At 45.7% G+C, this 20,049-nt stretch carries 10 protein-coding genes and 1 pseudogene; 6 read left to right on the top strand and 5 right to left on the bottom strand.

Going from position 1 to position 20,049, the window contains the following annotated elements:
• Window positions 1–295: 295 nt before the first annotated feature.
• On the top strand, window positions 296–772 hold the full coding sequence (locus tag AC3CID_RS02365) for a DUF7840 domain-containing protein (RefSeq protein ID WP_017077706.1): 477 nt from the start codon (window positions 296–298) through the stop codon (window positions 770–772).
• 29 nt (window positions 773–801) lie between these two features.
• Here the strand turns inward: AC3CID_RS02365 and AC3CID_RS02360 are convergent, their stop codons facing one another.
• Window positions 802–1,287 carry a putative 4-hydroxy-4-methyl-2-oxoglutarate aldolase gene (locus AC3CID_RS02360; protein ID WP_004734993.1) on the bottom strand — a complete coding sequence of 162 codons (486 nt, stop codon included), beginning with the start codon at window positions 1,285–1,287 and terminating at the stop codon, window positions 802–804.
• Between the two features lie 47 nt (window positions 1,288–1,334).
• On the opposite strand from AC3CID_RS02360, the pseudogene AC3CID_RS02355 reads away from it, so the two are divergent.
• Together AC3CID_RS02355 and arcA are read left to right on the top strand one after the other, a co-directional pair.
• Window positions 1,335–1,493: pseudogene (locus AC3CID_RS02355) on the top strand (ribonuclease activity regulator protein RraA).
• Window positions 1,494–1,865: 372 nt separating this feature from the next.
• Window positions 1,866–2,582 carry a two-component system response regulator ArcA gene (arcA, locus tag AC3CID_RS02350; RefSeq protein WP_004741534.1) on the top strand — a complete coding sequence of 239 codons (717 nt, stop codon included), beginning with the start codon at window positions 1,866–1,868 and terminating at the stop codon, window positions 2,580–2,582.
• A 187-nt stretch (window positions 2,583–2,769) separates the two neighbouring features.
• Here the strand turns inward: arcA and AC3CID_RS02345 are convergent, their stop codons facing one another.
• The 4 genes from AC3CID_RS02345 to mnmL all read right to left on the bottom strand — a co-directional run bounded on the left by AC3CID_RS02345 (window position 2,770) and on the right by mnmL (window position 8,592).
• Window positions 2,770–3,213 carry a hypothetical protein gene (locus AC3CID_RS02345; RefSeq protein ID WP_004734990.1) on the bottom strand — a complete coding sequence of 148 codons (444 nt, stop codon included), beginning with the start codon at window positions 3,211–3,213 and terminating at the stop codon, window positions 2,770–2,772.
• 7 nt (window positions 3,214–3,220) lie between these two features.
• Complete coding sequence (gene arcB / locus AC3CID_RS02340; RefSeq protein ID WP_065207243.1) at window positions 3,221–5,644, bottom strand: aerobic respiration two-component sensor histidine kinase ArcB; 2,424 nt, start codon at window positions 5,642–5,644, stop codon at window positions 3,221–3,223.
• A 151-nt stretch (window positions 5,645–5,795) separates the two neighbouring features.
• Complete coding sequence (locus tag AC3CID_RS02335; protein ID WP_108202937.1) at window positions 5,796–7,547, bottom strand: sensor domain-containing diguanylate cyclase; 1,752 nt, start codon at window positions 7,545–7,547, stop codon at window positions 5,796–5,798.
• 91 nt (window positions 7,548–7,638) lie between these two features.
• Window positions 7,639–8,592 (bottom strand): tRNA modification radical SAM protein MnmL/YtqA, encoded by a 954-nt coding sequence (gene mnmL / locus AC3CID_RS02330; RefSeq protein WP_017087516.1) that lies wholly within the window; start codon window positions 8,590–8,592, stop codon window positions 7,639–7,641.
• A gap of 530 nt (window positions 8,593–9,122) precedes the next feature.
• Here mnmL and gltB (AC3CID_RS02325) point away from each other — a divergent pair.
• The 3 genes from gltB (AC3CID_RS02325) (at window position 9,123) to gltB (AC3CID_RS02315) (ending at window position 20,033) form a co-directional block, all read left to right on the top strand.
• Window positions 9,123–13,670, top strand: coding sequence for a glutamate synthase large subunit (gltB, locus tag AC3CID_RS02325; protein ID WP_004734986.1), 4,548 nt, complete (start codon window positions 9,123–9,125; stop codon window positions 13,668–13,670).
• Window positions 13,670–15,139: a glutamate synthase subunit beta gene (locus tag AC3CID_RS02320; RefSeq protein WP_004734985.1), complete on the top strand. Its 1,470-nt coding sequence runs from the start codon at window positions 13,670–13,672 to the stop codon at window positions 15,137–15,139. Before gltB (AC3CID_RS02325) ends, AC3CID_RS02320 begins: the two co-directional genes overlap by 1 nt.
• 430 nt (window positions 15,140–15,569) lie before the next feature.
• Window positions 15,570–20,033, top strand: coding sequence for a glutamate synthase large subunit (gene gltB, locus AC3CID_RS02315; protein ID WP_488526901.1), 4,464 nt, complete (start codon window positions 15,570–15,572; stop codon window positions 20,031–20,033).
• Window positions 20,034–20,049 lie beyond the last annotated feature (16 nt).

The raw sequence follows: 20,049 nt of genomic DNA, 5'->3' as shown, positions 1-20,049 counted from the left end.
CTCTGCTTGTGCTTTACTCTACGTGTATCAATTTTTAGCACTACACGTCAATGAAAAGTTGATTTTTTTTTACATTCACACCATTTTTCAGAGCAAACCGCCATTTCAAGGATAAAACAGCGGCTATAAGCCTACAATTCAAAGATTGGGTTTGATATCAGAACAACAAAGTTAACCCATTGCATATATAGCCATAACAAAATGCTATATCGATTGTGCAGCGAACGTACAGATCTTGTGCTTTAATTGAACGATAACGTTCGAAGAACAATAATAATGACATCAGGAGTGGGAAGTGAAGAGATTACTTATTCTTTTAGCCTTTGCTATGCCTGTTGTTTGTTCAGCGAACAGCCTACCTCTGTTAAATAATTTGCCTTTGCTACCCAGTCAAATCGATCGTTCTGCCCATAAGTTTTTTATCTCAACACAAAATGCATCGAGTGAAAGTTTTGACACTTGGAAAGTCGATAGTGGCTATTCTTATAGTCTGTTTGCTGATGTCGACCTTTATGTCGGTACACGTATTAATAGTGATTCACTAAAATATGAGAGTGGATTCTTGAGTGGTGTCAGCTATCAATTCTCAGAGAGAGTCTCTTTCAACAGTTCTCTACACACTTATAAAGATGAAACCGAGGACAGTGAAAAGTCGGTCGCCGCTGAGGTTTCAAGCCGAGTACAACTGACCGACAATCTAGATTTGCATGCCACCCTTGATTATGAAGAGTGGCAGCAAGGTGTTGAAGTGGGATTAGGATTTCGTTTCTAATCTATCTCATTTCGTGATTGATAAGCCCGTTAAGATTCAATCAACAATTCCGTTGAAATTAGCACACCATTCCAATCAGCATATATATAGTCACCAGGTTGAATCAGTTGATTGTGTACCGTGAGCGTGACATTAACTTGCCCAACACCGTGCTTCTCGGTTTTAAATGGTGATGCCCCAAGCGCTTGAATACCAAGATCCATCTGCGCCATCATCGCTACATCACGAACCGCACCATTCACAATCACGCCTTCCCAACCGTTTTCTATAGCTAGAATCGCCAATTGATCACCAAGCAGTGCTTTCTGACACGAGCCATTACCGTCTACGACGAGCACTTTGCCACTGCCGTCAGTCTCTAAAACCTCGCGAACCTTGGAATTATCGTGATAACAACGAACTGTTACAATTTTCCCCCAGAACGCACCACGTTGACCGAAGTTCTGCAATGGCATGTTCAGTTGGGTGACTTTGCTCTCAAATTCATCACACAAGTCGGGTGTTATATCGTGCATATATCCTCCGTGAGTAAGGCGTTACCTATTAAGTCAGGCGAGCCTCTATGCTTTTATATGTTATTAAAATTAATCCTTTGTTTTCATCATTCTATGCTCAATTTATTACTGAATAAAAGTTGATTGAGCATATTTATCTACTAGACTCTAAGGACAGCTTTCAGCTTCCTTGGTTCATAATCTGGTCTTTAGCAGGCGAGATGTAAGAACTATCTCGAATAATCATTCTGGTTTTGCTGCTAAATAATCACCATAACATTGGTTAAGTTGTAGCCATACTATTAAAGTTTGTTGCGATACGGCAATTGATGTAAATCAACAAAGTGAATGGAATTAACATTCTCGCGTTGTTAGCATGCTGTTAACATTATAGAATCCTCTGCAATCACTAAAAGAATGATTAAAAGGCGTACTGGATCTACGTTATTGGGCAATACTTCAAGGAAGGCAGATAGCTGGAAGTAAGTGTTTTTTTGAAAACTTTAAGTTATCATCAAAAATACATTACCTGTATGTTATGTTTTTGCCTAGAATTTATTCTATTAGCACAGTTTCGTCACAAATTTAGGTACCGCCAAATGCAAACCCCGCAGATTCTTATCGTTGAAGATGAGCAAGTAACTCGTAACACTCTAAAGAGTATTTTTGAAGCAGAGGGATATGCTGTTTTTGAGGCTAGCGACGGTGAAGAGATGCACCAAGTGCTATCTGACAACCAAGTTAACCTTGTAATTATGGACATCAACCTTCCTGGTAAGAATGGCCTACTACTTGCGCGTGAACTACGTGAGCAAGCAAATGTAGCGCTTATGTTCTTAACGGGTCGTGATAATGAAGTTGATAAGATCCTTGGCCTAGAGATCGGCGCTGATGACTACATCACTAAGCCTTTCAACCCTCGTGAACTGACTATCCGTGCACGCAACCTTCTTAACCGTTCAATGAGCACAAGCTCTGTTCAAGAAGAAAAGCGTAGCGTTGAGAAGTACGAGTTCAATGGTTGGGTACTAGACATCAACAGTCGTTCTCTGGTTAGCCCAGATGGCGAAGGCTACAAGCTACCTCGTTCAGAGTTCCGTGCTCTACTTCACTTCTGTGAGAACCCAGGTAAGATCCAAACACGTGCAGACCTTCTTAAGAAGATGACTGGCCGTGAGCTTAAGCCACACGATCGTACTGTAGACGTAACAATCCGTCGTATTCGTAAACACTTTGAGTCTGTTTCTGGTACGCCAGAAATCATCGCAACGATTCACGGTGAAGGCTACCGCTTTTGTGGTGACCTAGAAGACTAATTCGATTCGCGCTTCGGGCCGTTTAGTTCTTGTCGTCGGTTAGCTGTTCTAAACCGTTAGCACTTATAAACTGATAGTACTTGTAAACCAATAGTACTTCTAACAGTCGAAGCGTAATCAATAGTGATTAAAAAGGGAGAATGCCAACGCATTCTCCCTTTTTTATTGTTCATTGATCGCTAAGGTTTTAGTAAACCGTATCAACCTTAACGTCTTTCTCGACGAGCCACTTCACGGTTTCGCCGTCTTTGAGTTCAATCGCAACATCAACAGGTTTGTCACTGTCGATCTCTAGCTGCCATACAAAAGCGACTTCCCACTGAGTTTCACTGTGTGTTCTTAAATCAAGATCGTCAGCTGTTACCAACAAGGTATCCGCACCTTGTTTAACCGTCACACTCTCAACCGCAAGCGTTGCTGGTAGTTGTGAGTCAGACTCTAGGTAGATAGAACCATGCAGAGTCTTATCTTGAGCCTCTCCAATCGTAGGCATCTTGTTGTGCCACAGGTTGCTTTTCATTGTGACTGTCGCTGCAGATATTTCTACTTGGTTATCCTGCTGCCACTCTACTTGTGGTGCAGAACAACCCGCTAATGCCACGACACATGCGGCGAATGCTAATTTTTTCATTATTCTTCTACCTTTGATTTAACCAACTCTTTAATACTTCAATGTCATTCTGGTATTCGTTATTTATTTCATCAACCCAATCTGAAATGTTCTCCCACCACGCAGGCATATCTGGAGATTGAGCTTTCTGAGCAACTTGCTGTATGCGCTTCAGACCAATTGAACCTGCCGCACCTTTAATCTTATGCGCTTCAGAAACGATGCTGTCTTGATCTTTTGCCACCATGTTGGAGTTCAATATTTCCATATATTCCGGCATCATATCTTCAAACATCACGATGCTGTCCAAAACCGGTTTCGACCCGACAATGTCAACATAAGACTCTAGCATATCAATATCAAGCAAAGTGGTATCAATCGTTGAAAGAGCAGGCTTACTCGCTGTTACTTTCTCAGCACCGGTTACTTTCTTAACACCTGTTATTTTTTCAACACTGGTGACTTTTTCAACATCCTTTGCTGTATCAATACCCTTGGCTTTCTCAATAACCTCTGGCGCATCCTCGATAAGATCGCTGATGACATCCTGGATTGCACGAACCGACAGTGGTTTACTGATGGCTTCGTCCATGCCTTTCTGGAAGTATTCTTGCTTGTTGTTTAATACGTTTGCGGTTAATGCCACCAAAGGCGGCAGCTTGCTATATTTCTCGCGGTAATATTGAGCAATATCGAAGCCCGTCATATCTGGTAACTGGATATCCAGTAATACCAAGTCATAATCTTTCGGGTTGAAAACGATTTGCGCCTCTTTACCCGTCATTACGACTGTCACTTCATGACCAAGGCTTTCAAGTAGAGAACGAGCTACTGTGATATTAAGCTCAATATCTTCGACCATGAAGATCTTAAGATTGGACTGCTTTCTTGGCGTTTTGATCAGAGCCTGAGTATCGTGATTAACAGGCACTCGAATCGAAACCGTAAAGGTACTACCAAAGCCCTCTTCACTGGTGACTTCAATGTGACCATCCATCATATTGATCAGCTGTTGAGACACGGCAAGACCAATTCCGGTACCTACAGCGTGTAGATTATCTGTTCCCGACTTCACCTGGTAGTACATCGCGAAGATCTTCTCAATTTCACTTTCAGGAATACCAATTCCGGTGTCTTCTACTTCCATCGTGATGTTGGCAAAGTCGCCATCAACTTCAGCGCTGACTGTCATCACCACACCACCATCTTTGGTGAACTTCATGGCGTTGCTGACAAGGTTCCACAACACCTGTCTAAGACGAGTACCATCCACTTCGACCGCAGCAGGAAGATCCGATAACCTTTCAAGATCAAACCTTAACCCTTTTTGCTCTGCCATTAACGCAGAAATACTCTCGATCTCGACAACGAAATCTTCAAAGTTGAGTGGAGTTGGGAATAACTCAAGTTTACGACGATCAAATTTGTCCATATCGATAATATCGTTAAAGATATTACCCAATGTCACCGCGCTCACCTTGATGGTTTGCATCTGCTTGCGCTGCTCGGTCGTCAGTTGGCTATCCAACAACATACGACTCAAGCCGATGATGCCATTGAGCGGCGTTCTTAACTCGTGGCTAATGGTTGAGATAAAGGTGGTCTTATCACGACTGGCTTTCTCCAGTGACTCTTGGTGCTCTTTACGCTCAGTAATATCACGGCCAAAACCGACCAAGCCCAAGTGACGACCTTCTTTACTGTAGAAAGGCACCTTACGCAGTTCGAAGTAGCTCTTACGACCATCAGGGTATTCCAACCATTGGTCATAAGTCAGCGCTTGGTTGTCAGCAAATACCTTCTTATCGGTTTCAACAACTTGTTGAGCGATCTCTTTGCTATACACATCCCAAGGCGTTAAGCCAACGAGATCTTTTTCTGTCTTGCCAGTAAGCTCTTCAACTGCACGGTTACAACCCGAAAACACACCATCTTCATTGCGATAGTAAATAAGATCAGGAGAGGCATCAATAAATGAGCGTAGCAGTGCCGTACGCTCTGCAAGTTCAAGCTGAGTTCGCTCACGCTGGAACACCTCATTTTCGAGATCGTGCATTGCTTCTGCACGCGCTTCTTCCGCTTTTTCACGCTCTTCAATTTCTTGATTAAGCTTCTCGATATTGAGTTGCAGTTTATTGTTGAGCTCTTGATCTCGCTCTCGCATGTCACCAAGCTTAGAGACCAATTTCGCCAACCTTTGACGAGACTCTTCCAGCTGATCAACGACCACTGATAGGAAATAAACCGCCCAAGGCGTGATCACTAAACCGAAGAAAACCGAACGGACAATGTCGATATCATCAACATTACCTTTGAGTGCGAGGGTTATACCCACTTGCACAACAACTGCGAGGGCTACAAGCGCTAAGGCGAGTAAGATAGAAAAGCGGACAATCCCCAGTTTTACGAGTAGATCCACGTAATACTGAGCGAGATTTTTCATGGGTTTCATTTAACGCTCCATGCGATAAGACTAGCAATATTCTACCCTGTTTAAAGAGAGGAGGTAAGCTAGCTACATCACACGCAGCAAGAGAGCTACAGTTATATTGTTTAAAACAGATAAGTGGGATAAATAGAGGGGCAGCAAGAGATAAATGCGCTTATCGAATTGAGGAAGGATGCACCATCGAACGGTTTCGACCGTCGGATTTAGCTTGATACAACGCACTGTCAGCCAAGGCAACCGCCGAATCCATTTCATCATCAGGTGTCGGAATGTAAGAGATAATACCAATACTCACAGTGATGAATTCAGAGACATTCGATTTCTCATGCGCCAGTTCCAATTTAAGGATCCCATCATGGATACGCTGTGCCACCAGCTGAGCACCCTCAGCCGTGGTATTCGGTAGAATAAAGCCGAACTCTTCACCACCGTAACGAGCCACACAATCCGATGAACGGTTCAGCACCTGCTTAAATGCCTGAGAGACTTGGATCAGAGCATCATCACCTTGTTGATGTCCGTAAAAATCGTTGTAACCTTTGAAGAAATCGATGTCACACAGCATAATCGTCAGTGGTAATTTCTCACGCACATGATAATGCCACAGCGTCGAAAGCTGTTCATCAAAACGACGGCGGTTGGAAACCTGAGTCAGGCTGTCCATAAAGCTAAGACGCTCAAGTTCAAGGTTGGCTTCTTCAAGTTTCTGCTCCGCAAGGTAACGTTCTGTAATATCACGCGCCATGATCAACACACCATTAGTGCTTGATGCCAGATCTTTAAACGGTGATTTCACCACATCATACCAAGTGTATTCACCATCACTAGAGACAACCTTATCGATATAGCGTAATGACTTACCTTGATGAAGCACTTGGTGATCGGTGTCTGAAATACGCATATACATACTATTAGGCACCACATCTTGCAGACGCTTGCCGACTAAATCACTCACTTCAGAGATACCCAGCGCAGCCACAAATGGCTTATTACATGCTTGGTAAACCATATTTTCGTTGAAGATACCAATCGAGTCAGGGCTCGCTTCCAAGATGTTTTGGAGGATGGTGTCACGTTGGGCAAGCGCGACTTCAGTATCTTTTCGCTTTTCCATTTCACCGCGCAGCTTTTGCTGCATGTCGTGCCAATCGGTCACATCATGGCTAATTGAGAGCGTGCCTATGGTTGATCCATCTTGCGAGAGCAAGACACTTTGGTAGGTTTCAAGCAAACATCCCTTACCGTCTTGATCCGTTGTCCACGAACGTTCACTGACTCGACCTTTTAAAGCCCCGCCAGAAACACTCAAAGTGCCCTCTTCTGAGCGACCATGCCAAAACTTTTTAAACGAGCGATTACTCGTCACCAACTCACCCTTTTGATCTTTTACATAGATCAGCTCAGATAAAGAATCCAAAGCGGTACGCGCGACATTAAGCTCACGAACTTCTTGAGACACCTCTTCATCTGTATTTTTATACGGTGATGCGTGAATCATCCACGCTTTCTTGCTTCTAAAACGGATCCTGCGACCAACCAAATTGATCTTAAAGGACTCAAATTCAGACAGCGCCCACAGAGAGACCTGCTCAAATGATCGAGAGTTGATGTGATTGGTTAAGTAATGACGAAAGCTATTCTCGCTTTCAACGGTAGGGAATCGAAAGTTAACGCCAATTTGGCGAATACCAAGCAGCTGCATAGCTTGGCGATTGGCATATAAGATCTCTCCACTTCGAACATCAACAAAGTAGAGTGGCGATGGAGTAGCAAGTAGAAGTTTTTCAAGATGCGACTGATAACGTGAATAAAGATGCCAGCAGATGAGAGCAATCAGCAATACAACAACGATATAAATACCGTAGCCATACGCCCTGTCCCACAACCAAGTCATTACCAGTTCCATTTACTCTCAATCTATACCATAAAATCTGTGAGGGAAATGTTACCACTATTTGTTGGTTTTATCTGCTGTTACCGACAGTCACCATTTTCTATCAATTGACTGCGTTTAAAACGGGCAGTGTGTACTCGAATGCAGAGCCAGTTTTGATGCCTTGTGCGCCAGTTTTATCAAGCGAACGGCCAATCTCAGTCATCGCTAACCAACGGTTCTCACACCACAAAGGTGAGAGTAACGTCGGGCGCCTCGCCGCAGAAGATACTCGGTGATAAACCACGTTTGCTGGAGTCCGTTGAATCACCTCAGTCGCGATATCAATGTACTCCTCAAGGCTTGGTGCTTCTAGCTTTCCGGCCTTCCACGCCTTAGCCATGGTACTGCCCTCTACTATATGGAGCCCGTGTAGCTTAATACCGTCGGTGCCAACGGCTAATACCTTATCTAAAGTTTCAAGGTTATCCGCTTTGGTTTCTTTGGGCAGGCCAACAATAAGGTGGGTACATATCTTGATCCCCAAAGCACGAGCGCGCCGAGTGATCGTTTCATACACCGCAAAATCGTGGCCACGGTTAATTCGCTTGAGGGTTTTATCATTGGCCGTTTGTAGCCCGAGCTCTAGCCAAATCTCATAGCCTTGTTTCACGTAACCCGACAGCAGTTCCAATACAGAATCAGGCACGCAATCGGGTCTTGTACCAACGCAAAGGCCAACAATATTGGCACCCGGAGCTTTAAGGGCTTCTTCGTACATGTTCTTGAGCACCTGCACTTCAGCATAAGTGCTGGTGTATGCCTGAAAGTAAGCAAGATACTTCTTAGCACGGGCAATCTCACCCGCACGGTCTTTTAATTGATCGGCAATACTTTGAATCTGAGTTTGTTCGTCGGAAAAAGACGCCACATTGCAAAAAGTGCAACCACCGCGACCGATTGTGCCGTCTCGATTTGGGCAGCTAAAACCACCATGAAGTGTCAGCTTGTGAACCTTTTCGCCATAACGACGTTGAAGGTCTTGGCCGATAGTATTAACCAACTCGTGTAATTGCATATTTTCAAAGTGCTCAAGTAAATAAAAATGAATCTCAGTCTTTTTCTGAAAAAAAATTACATCCCTGCAAAATTCGACCAATTAGTTTACGCAAGGCTTTTTGCGAGCAACCTATCAAATATCAATAAACATGCAAAAAATCGGCTCTATTTGCCTAATGTTGCACATTTGTTAGACATTAAATTCAAAATAAAACGAAAAAAATGGTCTACATGGACCAACTTTCATTGCAATTCGCCTAGACAAAATTGTAGGATACTTACACATATTGGCTATTTTTGAGTATTTACTTACATCTAAAACTTGCCAATAAGTCGGTGATACCCATATCCCACCTATATAAACCACTAGTTTGTGGCTAAAAATAAACGGATATCACTAAGGATTGTTTTTCTCGCAATACTTTTCCTGCGAGATACGGAAAGGATTCAAACCGCCAGCATAGGCAGGTTTAGACCCATAAATATAAAAGGACAAGGCTAACTTAATACAAATAAGTTGCGCCTAGATTTAACTGGAAGGATGTATCTATGGTAGATCAAGAGCAGAACTCACAGGGTCTGTATACTCCTGAATTGGAGCATGACGCTTGTGGTATCGGTTTTGTTGCGCATCTAAAGAATCGCAAATCTCATGATGTAGTAACTCAAGCACTCGATATGCTTGCACGTATGGAACACCGTGGCGGCCAAGGCTGCGATCCGTGTTCTGGTGATGGTGCAGGTATCCTGCTACAGAAGCCGCACGAATTCTTACTAGAAGAAGCCGTAAAGCTTGGAATTAAACTGCCATCTTTTGAAAAATATGGTGTTGGTGTTGTACTTTTCCCTAAAGATGAATACAAACGTGCACAGTGTCGTGACATTCTAGAACGCAATGCACAACGCCTTGAGTTAGAAGTTATCGGCTACCGTGAACTTCCAACTGACAATTCAATGATTGGTGCTGACCCATTAAGCACTGAACCTCAATTTGAACACGTATTTATTTCTGGCGGCCCTGGTATCACACCAGAAGAGCTTGAGCGTAAACTGTATGTTCTACGTAACTACACGGTTCGTGTATGCCTAGAAAGCGTTTCAAATATCGGTGATGACTTCTACATCAACTCTATGTCTTACAAGACATTGGTGTACAAAGGTCAGCTAACAACTGAACAAGTTCCTCAGTACTTCCTAGATCTGCAAAACCCAACTATGGTGACAGCTCTAGCACTCGTACACTCTCGCTTTTCTACCAATACATTCCCTCGTTGGCGTCTAGCTCAGCCTTTCCGTTACATCGCGCATAATGGCGAAATCAATACGGTTCGCGGCAACCTGAACTGGATGAAAGCACGTGAAGCAATCCTAGAATCGGATCTGTTTACACAAGCTGAAATCGACATGCTGCTTCCTATCTGTCAAGAAGGTAGCTCAGACTCATCAAACTTCGATATGGCGCTTGAGCTACTTGTTCTTTCAGGTCGTACTCTGCCACATGCGTTGATGATGATGATCCCGGAAGCATGGCAAGAAAACAAAAACATGGATCCAACTCGTCGTGCGTTCTACCAGTACCACGCGAACGTAATGGAACCATGGGATGGCCCAGCGTCAGTATGTTTCACCGATGGTGTTCAAGTTGGTGCAACTCTTGACCGTAACGGTCTGCGTCCTTCTCGCTACACAGTAACTAAAGACGACTTCCTAGTGATGGCGTCTGAGTCTGGTGTTGTTGAGATCGCACCTGAAAACGTTGAATATCGTGGTCGTCTACAGCCTGGTCGTATCTTCGTTGCTGACCTTGAGCAAGGTCGCATCATTTCTGATGAAGAAGTGAAAGACGGTATCGCTAAATCGCAACCCTACGAAAAATGGGTTGAAGAGAACCTTCTGAGCTTGAAAAAGCTACCGGATGCGAGCAACGAATTTAACCAACCTTCTCCAGAGAAACTGCTACACAAACAACAATCGTTTGGTGTGAGCTCTGAAGAAGTAAACGAAATCATTCTCCCTCTTGCAAAAACAGGCTACGAGCCACTTTCTGCAATGGGTGCTGACTGGCCGCTAGCGATTCTTTCTCATCAATCGCAGCACCTTTCAAACTACTTTAAGCAGTTGTTTGCACAAGTAACTAACCCGCCGATCGACCCGATTCGTGAGCGTATGGTTATGTCTCTGAACACTTACCTAGGTAAAGATCAGAACCTACTTGCTGAAACGCCTGAACACTGTCAAAAAGTGGAACTTGAGTCTCCAGTTCTTTCTAACTCAGAGTTAGAGAAACTGCGTGCAATCGATAATGAGCACCTTCAATCGAAGACGCTGGATATCGTATTCCAAGCAAACGGAGACCAAGGTAAGTTAGAGCGCGCACTTAAACGGATCTGCCAATATGCGGAAGATGCGGTTATTGATGGCTACTCTATCATCCTACTAACTGACCGTGCGGTTAACTCAAACCACGCAGCTATCCCAGCAATGCTGGCGGTTGGCGCAGTTCACCACCATCTAATCCGTAAAGGGCTACGTGCTAAGTGTGACATCGTTGTTGAAACGGGTGACGCGCGTGAGACACACCACTTTGCAACCTTGATCGGTTACGGTGCAAACGCAGTTAACCCATACCTAGTTATCGAAACGATTGTTGAACTTCAACGTACTAAGAAGCTAGATCCAAACGTTCATCCACGTGAGTTATTCGATAACTACCGTAAGGGTGTTAACGGCGGTCTACTGAAGATCTTCTCGAAGATGGGTATCTCTACGCTGCAGTCTTACCACGGCGCTCAAATCTTTGAAGCACTTGGTGTTAGCAAATCAGTGGTTGAAAAATACTTCACTGGTACTGTTTCTCGTATCCAAGGTCTAACGATCGACGATATCGCACGAGAAGTATTAGTTCGTCACCGTGTTGGTTACCCTGCTCGTGAAATCCCAGCTCAAGTTCTTGATGTTGGCGGTGTTTACCAGTGGAAACAACGTGGTGAGAAGCACTTATTCAACCCAGAAACAATTTCTCTACTTCAAGAATCGACGCGTAACAAAGATTACGGTCAATTCAAGAAGTACGCGAACGCCGTTGATGCTCAAGGCGACAACGCAGCAACACTACGTAGCCAACTTGATTTCATCAAGAACCCAGCAGGCTCTATTCCTCTAGCGGAAGTAGAACCTATTGAGAAAATCCTTAAGCGTTTCGCAACAGGCGCAATGAGCTTCGGTTCAATCTCGCATGAGGCTCACTCAACACTCGCTGTTGCAATGAACCGCATTGGCGCGAAGTCGAACTCAGGTGAAGGTGGTGAAGACCCAGCACGTTTCGAGCGTAAAGAAAATGGCGACTGGGAACGTTCAGCAATCAAACAGGTGGCTTCTGGTCGCTTTGGTGTAACGTCTTACTACCTATCTAACGCTGATGAGCTGCAAATCAAGATGGCTCAAGGTGCGAAACCTGGCGAAGGTGGTCAACTACCTGGTGATAAGGTTGATGACTGGATCGGCGCAACGCGTCACTCGACTCCGGGCGTAGGTCTTATCTCTCCACCGCCACATCACGATATCTACTCAATCGAAGATTTGGCTCAGCTGATCTACGATCTGAAAAACGCGAACCGTAACGGCCGTGTAAACGTGAAACTAGTATCGGAAGCTGGCGTAGGTACGATTGCATCGGGTGTAGCGAAAGCGAAAGCTGACGTGGTACTTATCGCAGGTTTTGATGGTGGTACGGGTGCATCTCCGATGTCTTCTATCCGTCACACCGGTCTGCCTTGGGAATTAGGTCTAGCGGAAACGCACCAAACACTACTGAAAAACGGCCTACGTAACCGTATCGTTGTTCAGTCTGATGGTCAGATGAAAACACCACGTGACCTTGCAGTCGCAACGTTACTTGGTGCTGAAGAATGGGGCGTAGCAACAGCCGCTCTAGTTGTTGAAGGCTGTATCATGATGCGTAAGTGTCACAAGAATACATGTCCTGTTGGTATCGCAACACAGAACAAAACTCTTCGTGAGCGTTTCGACGGCCGCGTAGAAGACGTAGTAACGTTCTTCCAATACATGGCTGAAGGTCTACGTGAAGTAATGGCTGAACTTGGCTTCCGCTCTATTGATGAGATGGTAGGTCAATCGCACAAACTTAAAGTTCGTGATGACATCGGTCACTGGAAGTACAAGAACCTAGATCTAACACCGGTACTGCACATTGAGCAGGCTCGTGCAGAAGATGGTATCTACAACCAGACAACACAGAATCATAATCTTGAAGACGTTCTAGACCGTAAGTTGATTCAGGCTGCAATCCCAGCGCTTGAGAAAGGTGAAGCGGTTACCGCTCAGTTCCCTATCATCAACACGGACCGTTCAGCAGGCACGATGCTGTCGAACGAAATCTCGAAGGTTTACAAAGACCAAGGTTTACCACAGCCAATGAACGTTAAGTTCCACGGTAGTGCAGGTCAATCTTTCGGTGCGTTCCTTGCGAAAGGCGTTAAGTTCGAAGTAGAAGGCGACGCGAACGATTACTGGGGTAAAGGTCTGTCTGGCGGTACGTTGGTACTGTACCCAGATGCAAGATCTACTATCGTTGCTGAAGATAACATCGTGGTTGGTAACGTATGTTTCTACGGTGCAACCTCTGGTGAGTCTTTCATTCGCGGTATGGCTGGCGAACGTTTCTGTGTTCGTAACTCTGGCGCGAAGGTTGTTGTTGAGGGTGTTGGTGACCACGGTTGTGAATACATGACTGGTGGTGCGGCAATTATCCTTGGTTCAACGGGTCGCAACTTTGCTGCAGGTATGAGTGGCGGTGTCGCTTATGTTTGGGATAAAGCGGGTGACTTCGAGACCAAGCTCAACGCAGAACTTGTAGACCTAGATCCAATTGAACAAGAAGATAAAGATCTTCTACTGGATATGCTAACTAAGCATGTTGAATTCACAGGAAGTGAAGTTGCTCAGTCTTTCCTAGACAACTTTGAAGCAAGTGTTGCATCGCTAGTTAAAGTAATGCCACGCGACTACAAAGCGGTTCTTCAAAAGCGTAAAGCTGAAGCACAACAGGCACAAACGGAAGAAGTGGAGGCAGTATAATGGGTAAGCCTACTGGATTTTTAGAACACGGTCGTGAGCTTCCAAAGAAGCTCGACCCGTCAGTTCGAATTGAAGACAACAAAGAGTTCGTACTTAACGAAGAGTTTGGTGAAAAGATCAATACTCAAGCATCTCGTTGTATGGACTGTGGCGTACCTTTCTGTCACAACGGCTGTCCGATTGGTAACATCATCCCAGAATTCAATGACGCTGTTTACCGCGACAGCTGGGAAGAGGCTTGGAACATTCTTAGCTCTACCAATAACTTCCCTGAGTTTACAGGTCGTGTTTGTCCTGCTCCTTGTGAAAGTGCCTGTGTTCTTGGCATCAACCAAGACCCAATCACTATCTGTAATATCGAGAAAACGATTGTAGAAACTGCGTACCGTGAAGGGTACGCAAAGCCTAAAACACCACGCTCTCGCACAGGGAAAACTGTCGCAGTTATCGGTTCAGGCCCAGCAGGCTTAGCCGCAGCTGAACAGCTAAACAGTGCAGGTCACTCGGTAACGGTATTTGAACGTGACGAGAAAGTGGGTGGTCTACTTCGCTTCGGTATCCCAGATTTCAAACTGGGTATGGACGTAATTGATCGTAAGATCAACCTAATGGCTGAAGCTGGCGTTGAGTTTAAAGTGAACCAACACATCGGTGTTGATGTTAATGCTCAACAGCTACGCCAAGAGTTTGATGTGGTATTGCTAACAGGTGGTTCTACGGTTCCACGTGACTTGCCAATCCCAGGTCGTGAGCTGAAAGGCGTTCACTTTGCCATGGAATTCCTTGGTCAAAACAACCGCCGTGCCAACGACTTAGACCTAAAAACAGAAGAGCTTCACGCTAAAGATAAGCACATTGTGGTTATCGGTGGTGGTGATACGGGCTCTGACTGTGTAGGCACATCAAACCGTCATAAAGCAGCAAGCATTACTCAGGTTGAGATCATGCCGATCCCACCAGAGAAACGCCCTGCAAATATGCCTTGGCCTCAATACCCAATGATCATGAAAACCACCACTTCTCACGAAGAAGGTTGTGAACGTCATTGGAACATCTTAACCAAAGAGTTCATTAGCGACGATCAAGGTCAAGTAACGGGTCTACGTATCGCTGACATCGTTTGGCAAGACGCAAAACCAGGCGAACGTCCAGGTTTTGATGAAGTAGCGAACTCTGAACGTGTTATTCCATGTGACATGGCATTCCTTGCAATGGGCTTCTTACACCCAGAGCCAACAGGCGTGCTTGCTCAACTAGACATTAAACTGGACGAGCGCGGTAACGTCGCTTCTGAAGGTTTTGCGACAAACCAGAAAGGCGTTTTCGCGGCTGGTGATATGCGTACTGGCCAATCTCTGGTTGTACGTTGTATTAATGAAGGTCGTGAATGTGCAATTGCCATTGATGACTTCTTAATGGGTAACTCAAACTTAGAAGCGAAAGCAGATTCACTCATGCTTTCCGCATAATATTTCTCGGGCTAGCGTCGATGACGTTAGCCTAGAGGAAAAGCAACACCCTTCCTAACTTTTATGTTTGGCTAGCACTCGATGCTAGCCTTTTTTCTATCTGCCTTACGGCTCCTGCGACATTCCCTTCGTTGCACATGTTAAATCCCATTAACACCTACCTTTTATATCCCTTTGATATCACTCTACTATTTTAGATTATTACGTGGTTAATCGCGTTTACGCATGATAATTAACCATGAACTTGACCTTAAACACAATTAGCTATACGTTGTAAAGCTGGTGAAAATAAAACCAATCGGTTTTGTTAACACAACCAATAACGTTTTAACTAGCTAAAGACAAACTATAAGCTTATAAAAAATAACAAGTATATGAATAGTTAGTCATTTACTGTCTGGATGACAGAGAAGCAAAAGGGAGAATTGCAATGGCTCTATATGATCCTAGTCTTGAAAAAGACAACTGTGGATTTGGTTTAATAGCGCAAATGGAAGGCCAACCGAGTCATAAGTTGGTACGAACTGCTATTTCAGCCCTCGATCGCATGACACACCGTGGTGGTATTGCTGCGGATGGTAAAACAGGAGATGGCTGTGGCTTATTGCTACAGAAGCCAGACTCTTATCTCAGAATTATTGCAGAAGAGAATAACTTCAAGCTCGGCAAGCAATACGCTGTCGGCATGATTTTCTTCAGCCAAGACCCAATCAAAGCGCAATCCGCGCAAGACATCGTCAATAAAGAACTCGCTCAAGAAACGTTAACCGTTGCAGGTTGGCGTGTCGTGCCGACCAACACCGACGTATTAGGCCCAATCGCAAAAGATTCCGTTCCTAATATTCAGCAAGTGTTTATCTCAGCACCTGCGGGGTGGCGTGAACGCGATATTGAACGACGCCTTTACATCGCTCGTCGTCGAATTGAAAAGCAGATCACCGAAGACAAAGATTTCTATATTTGTAGCCTTTCGACACAAGTCATGGTTTACAAAGGTCTTTGTATGCCGGCCGATCTTCCGCGATTTTACCTCGATCTTGCTGACTTACGTATGGAATCGGCGATATGCCTGTTCCACCAGCGCTTCTCTACCAATACTCAGCCGCGTTGGCCACTGGCTCAGCCATTCCGCTATTTGGCGCACAATGGTGAGATCAATACCATCGAAGGTAACCGTCAGTGGGCTAAAGCTCGTGCCTATAAATTCTCTTCACCACTGCTGCCCGATTTACAAACGGCCGCACCCTTTGTGAATGAGACAGGCTCAGATTCATCAAGCCTAGATAACATGCTCGACCTGTTCCTTGCCGGTGGTATGGATGTATTCCGAGCGATGCGTATGCTCGTGCCGCCCGCTTGGCAAAACCACCCAGACATGGATCCCGATCTGCGTGCATTCTACGACTTCAACTCCAAGCACATGGAACCGTGGGATGGCCCTGCAGGTATCGTCCTTTCTGATGGTCGTTACGCTGCGTGTAACCTAGATAGAAACGGCTTACGCCCTGCGCGTTATGTGATTACCAAAGACAACCTGATCACACTGGCCTCTGAAGTGGGCATCTGGAATTACGCGCCAGACGAAGTGGCAGAGAAAGGGCGTGTCGGCCCAGGTGAACTACTCGTCATAGATACACGCCGCGGTAAACTGTGGCAATCTAACGAGATCGACAATGACCTTAAAGGTCGCCACCCTTATAAAGAGTGGATGGAAAAGAACGTTCACAAACTCACACCGTTTTCCGATCTGCCCGATGAGCAAGTCGGTAAGCGCAGCTTTGACGATGACACGCTCAAGACCTACCAAAAACAGTTTGCGATGAGCAACGAAGAGTCGGACCAAGTACTGCGTGTGCTTGGTGATATGGGACAAGAGGCAGTAGGCTCGATGGGCGATGATACGCCGATGGCTGTGCTCTCTTCGAAAGAGCGTCTCGTCACTGACTATTTCCGTCAAATGTTTGCACAGGTCACCAACCCACCGATTGACCCACTGCGTGAAAAGCATGTTATGTCTTTAGCCACCAGTATCGGCCAAGAGATGAACGTGTTCTGCGAAACCGACGGTCACGCCTATCGTGTGACATTTAATTCGCCCGTTCTGGTCTACTCTGACATGCAGCAACTTCTGCAGTTAAATCAAAAACACTATGGCCACGCGATTCTTAGCATGCATTATGATCCTGCTGATAAAGATCTCGAACAAGCCATTAATGACTTGTGTGATCGTGCGGTGCAAGAGGTCCGTGATGGTGCTGTTTTGATTGTACTTTCAGACAAGCACTTAGAGAAAGGCAAGCTGCCGGTTCCAGCAGCGATGGCTGTCGGTGCGGTGCAAACCAGACTTGCTGACAACAACCTACGTTGTGATGCTAACATCGTGGTTGAGACTGCAACCGCACGTGACCCGCACCAATTTGCAGTTCTGCTTGGCTTCGGTGCAACCGCAGTTTATCCATATCTCGCTTATGAAGCATTGGGCAAAATGCTGGACGACGGTTCATTAAATAAAGACTATCGCACTGCATTGCAAAATTACCAAAACGGCATCAACAAAGGTCTGTATAAGATCATGTCGAAGATGGGTATCTCGACGATTGCTTCTTATCGCTGCTCGCAGTTATTTGAGGCGGTCGGTTTGCATACCGATGTCGTTGACTTGTGTTTCCGAGGTGTAACGACTCGTATCCAAGGCGCTAGCTTTAGCGACTTCCAACAAGATATCTATAACCTATCTCGTAAAGCATGGACTAAACGTAAACCACTGGAACATGGTGGCTTACTCAAATACGTACATGGCGGCGAATACCACGCGTACAACCCAGATGTAGTCAGTACCTTGCAAACCGCCGTAAAGACAGGTGAAACATCCGACTACCAATCTTTTGCGAAGCAAGTTAATGCTCGTCCTGCTGCTATGCTGCGCGACTTAATGAGCCTCAAAAAAGCCGATCAACCTCTGCCACTAGAACAAGTCGAGCCGAGTAGCGATCTCTTTAAGCGCTTCGACTCTGCAGCGATGTCGATTGGTGCCTTAAGCCCTGAAGCTCATGAAGCACTGGCCATGGCGATGAATCGATTAGGAGGCTACTCCAACTCTGGTGAAGGTGGTGAAGATCCACGACGCTTTGGTACTGATCGTAATTCTCGAATCAAGCAGATAGCTTCCGGTCGTTTTGGTGTGACGCCACATTACTTAACCAATGCGGATGTTTTGCAAATCAAAGTCGCACAAGGTGCGAAGCCGGGCGAAGGTGGCCAACTGCCAGGGCATAAAGTCACCGCAGAAATCGCCAAACTGAGATACTCAGTTCAAGGGGTAACACTGATCTCCCCTCCTCCGCACCACGATATTTATTCTATCGAGGATCTGGCGCAGCTTATTTTCGACCTTAAGCAAGTGAACCCTAAAGCCTTGGTTTCAGTGAAGTTAGTATCGGAACCGGGTGTGGGCACCATTGCTACTGGTGTGGCGAAAGCCTATGCCGACTTAATTACGATCTCCGGTTACGACGGTGGTACCGCGGCAAGCCCGCTGACTTCAGTGAAATACGCAGGTTGTCCTTGGGAGCTTGGCTTAGCGGAGACTCAACAAGCACTAGTCGCAAACGGCCTACGCCATAAGATCCGCTTGCAAGTCGATGGTGGTTTAAAAACCGGACTCGATGTTATCAAGGGCGCGATTCTCGGTGCTGAAAGCTTTGGTTTCGGCACTGCACCAATGGTCGCGATGGGTTGTAAGTTCTTACGAATTTGTCACCTAAACAACTGTGCAACGGGCGTTGCGACTCAAGATGAAACACTACGCCGTGAATACTTCAAAGGCCTGCCAGACATGGTAGTGAACTACTTTACTGGCTTAGCTGATGAAGTTCGCCAATACCTTGCGGAGCTTGGCGTAGAAAAACTGACAGACCTGATTGGTCGCACGGATCTCCTTGAAGCCGTTCAAGGCCTCACAGCGAAACAGAGCAAACTTGATCTCTCTTCAATACTCGAAGCTCCGGTATCTCCAGAAGGTCACCCACTGTTTTGGACCGAGCCAAACGCACCATTTGATAAAGCTCAGCTCAACCAACAGATACTTGATGATGCCATTGATGCGATTGAGAAACGTCAATCCACCAGCCTTTACTACAACGTAATCAACACCGATCGCTCGATTGGCGCTCGTATCTCTGGTGAAATTGCCAAACGTTACGGTAACCAAGGTATGGCTGGCTCACCAATTAAGTTGTATCTCGATGGTACAGCAGGCCAATCCTTTGCGGTTTGGAACGCCGGAGGCGTAGAGCTGTATCTGACAGGCGATGCCAATGACTATGTCGGCAAAGGCATGGCGGGCGGTAAGGTGGTTATCAAACCTCACCAAGGCACAGCGTTTACTTGTAATGAAGCGACCATCATCGGCAATACCTGCTTGTATGGTGCGACCGGAGGCAAGCTGTTCGCTGCGGGTACTGCGGGCGAGCGATTTGGCGTGCGTAACTCAGGTACTGTTGCCGTGATTGAAGGCGCAGGCGACAACGCTTGTGAATACATGACAGGCGGTATTGTAGCGATTCTTGGCGCAACTGGAGTGAACTTCGGCGCCGGTATGACAGGTGGTTTCGCTTATGTGATGGACAAGAATGACGACTTCCAAGGCCGTGTAAACAACGAATCGGTCGAAGCACTTTCTCTGTCTGATCTATTTATCCACCAAGAACATCTACGCGGCCTGATTGCGGAGCACTTAGAAGAGACTGGCTCAGTACACGCTGAAGCTATTCTGGCGAACTTTGATGAATGGATTCCAAAGTTCTACCTAGTGAAGCCGAAGACGGCGGATCTCAACACCTTGCTCGGTCACCAAAGCCGCAGCTCTGCTGAACTTCGTGTTCAAGCGCAATAATTGGAAGGAGCCAATC

The sequence above is a fragment of the Vibrio sp. QJM3NY_21 genome (genome assembly GCF_057785975.1).
This window is presented reverse-complemented; position numbering and strand designations above follow the sequence as displayed.

Excerpts from the sequence above, each read along its gene's own strand:
- AC3CID_RS02360 (WP_004734993.1), bottom strand. The coding sequence starts at position 1,287 with ATGCACGATATAACACCCGACTTGTGTGATGAATTTGAGAGCAAAGTC.
- arcA (WP_004741534.1), top strand. The coding sequence starts at position 1,866 with ATGCAAACCCCGCAGATTCTTATCGTTGAAGATGAGCAAGTAACTCGT.
- AC3CID_RS02345 (WP_004734990.1), bottom strand. The coding sequence starts at position 3,213 with ATGAAAAAATTAGCATTCGCCGCATGTGTCGTGGCATTAGCGGGTTGT.
- arcB (WP_065207243.1), bottom strand. The coding sequence starts at position 5,644 with ATGAAACCCATGAAAAATCTCGCTCAGTATTACGTGGATCTACTCGTA.
- AC3CID_RS02335 (WP_108202937.1), bottom strand. The coding sequence starts at position 7,547 with ATGGAACTGGTAATGACTTGGTTGTGGGACAGGGCGTATGGCTACGGT.
- mnmL (WP_017087516.1), bottom strand. The coding sequence starts at position 8,592 with ATGCAATTACACGAGTTGGTTAATACTATCGGCCAAGACCTTCAACGT.
- gltB (WP_004734986.1), top strand. The coding sequence starts at position 9,123 with ATGGTAGATCAAGAGCAGAACTCACAGGGTCTGTATACTCCTGAATTG.
- AC3CID_RS02320 (WP_004734985.1), top strand. The coding sequence starts at position 13,670 with ATGGGTAAGCCTACTGGATTTTTAGAACACGGTCGTGAGCTTCCAAAG.
- gltB (WP_488526901.1), top strand. The coding sequence starts at position 15,570 with ATGGCTCTATATGATCCTAGTCTTGAAAAAGACAACTGTGGATTTGGT.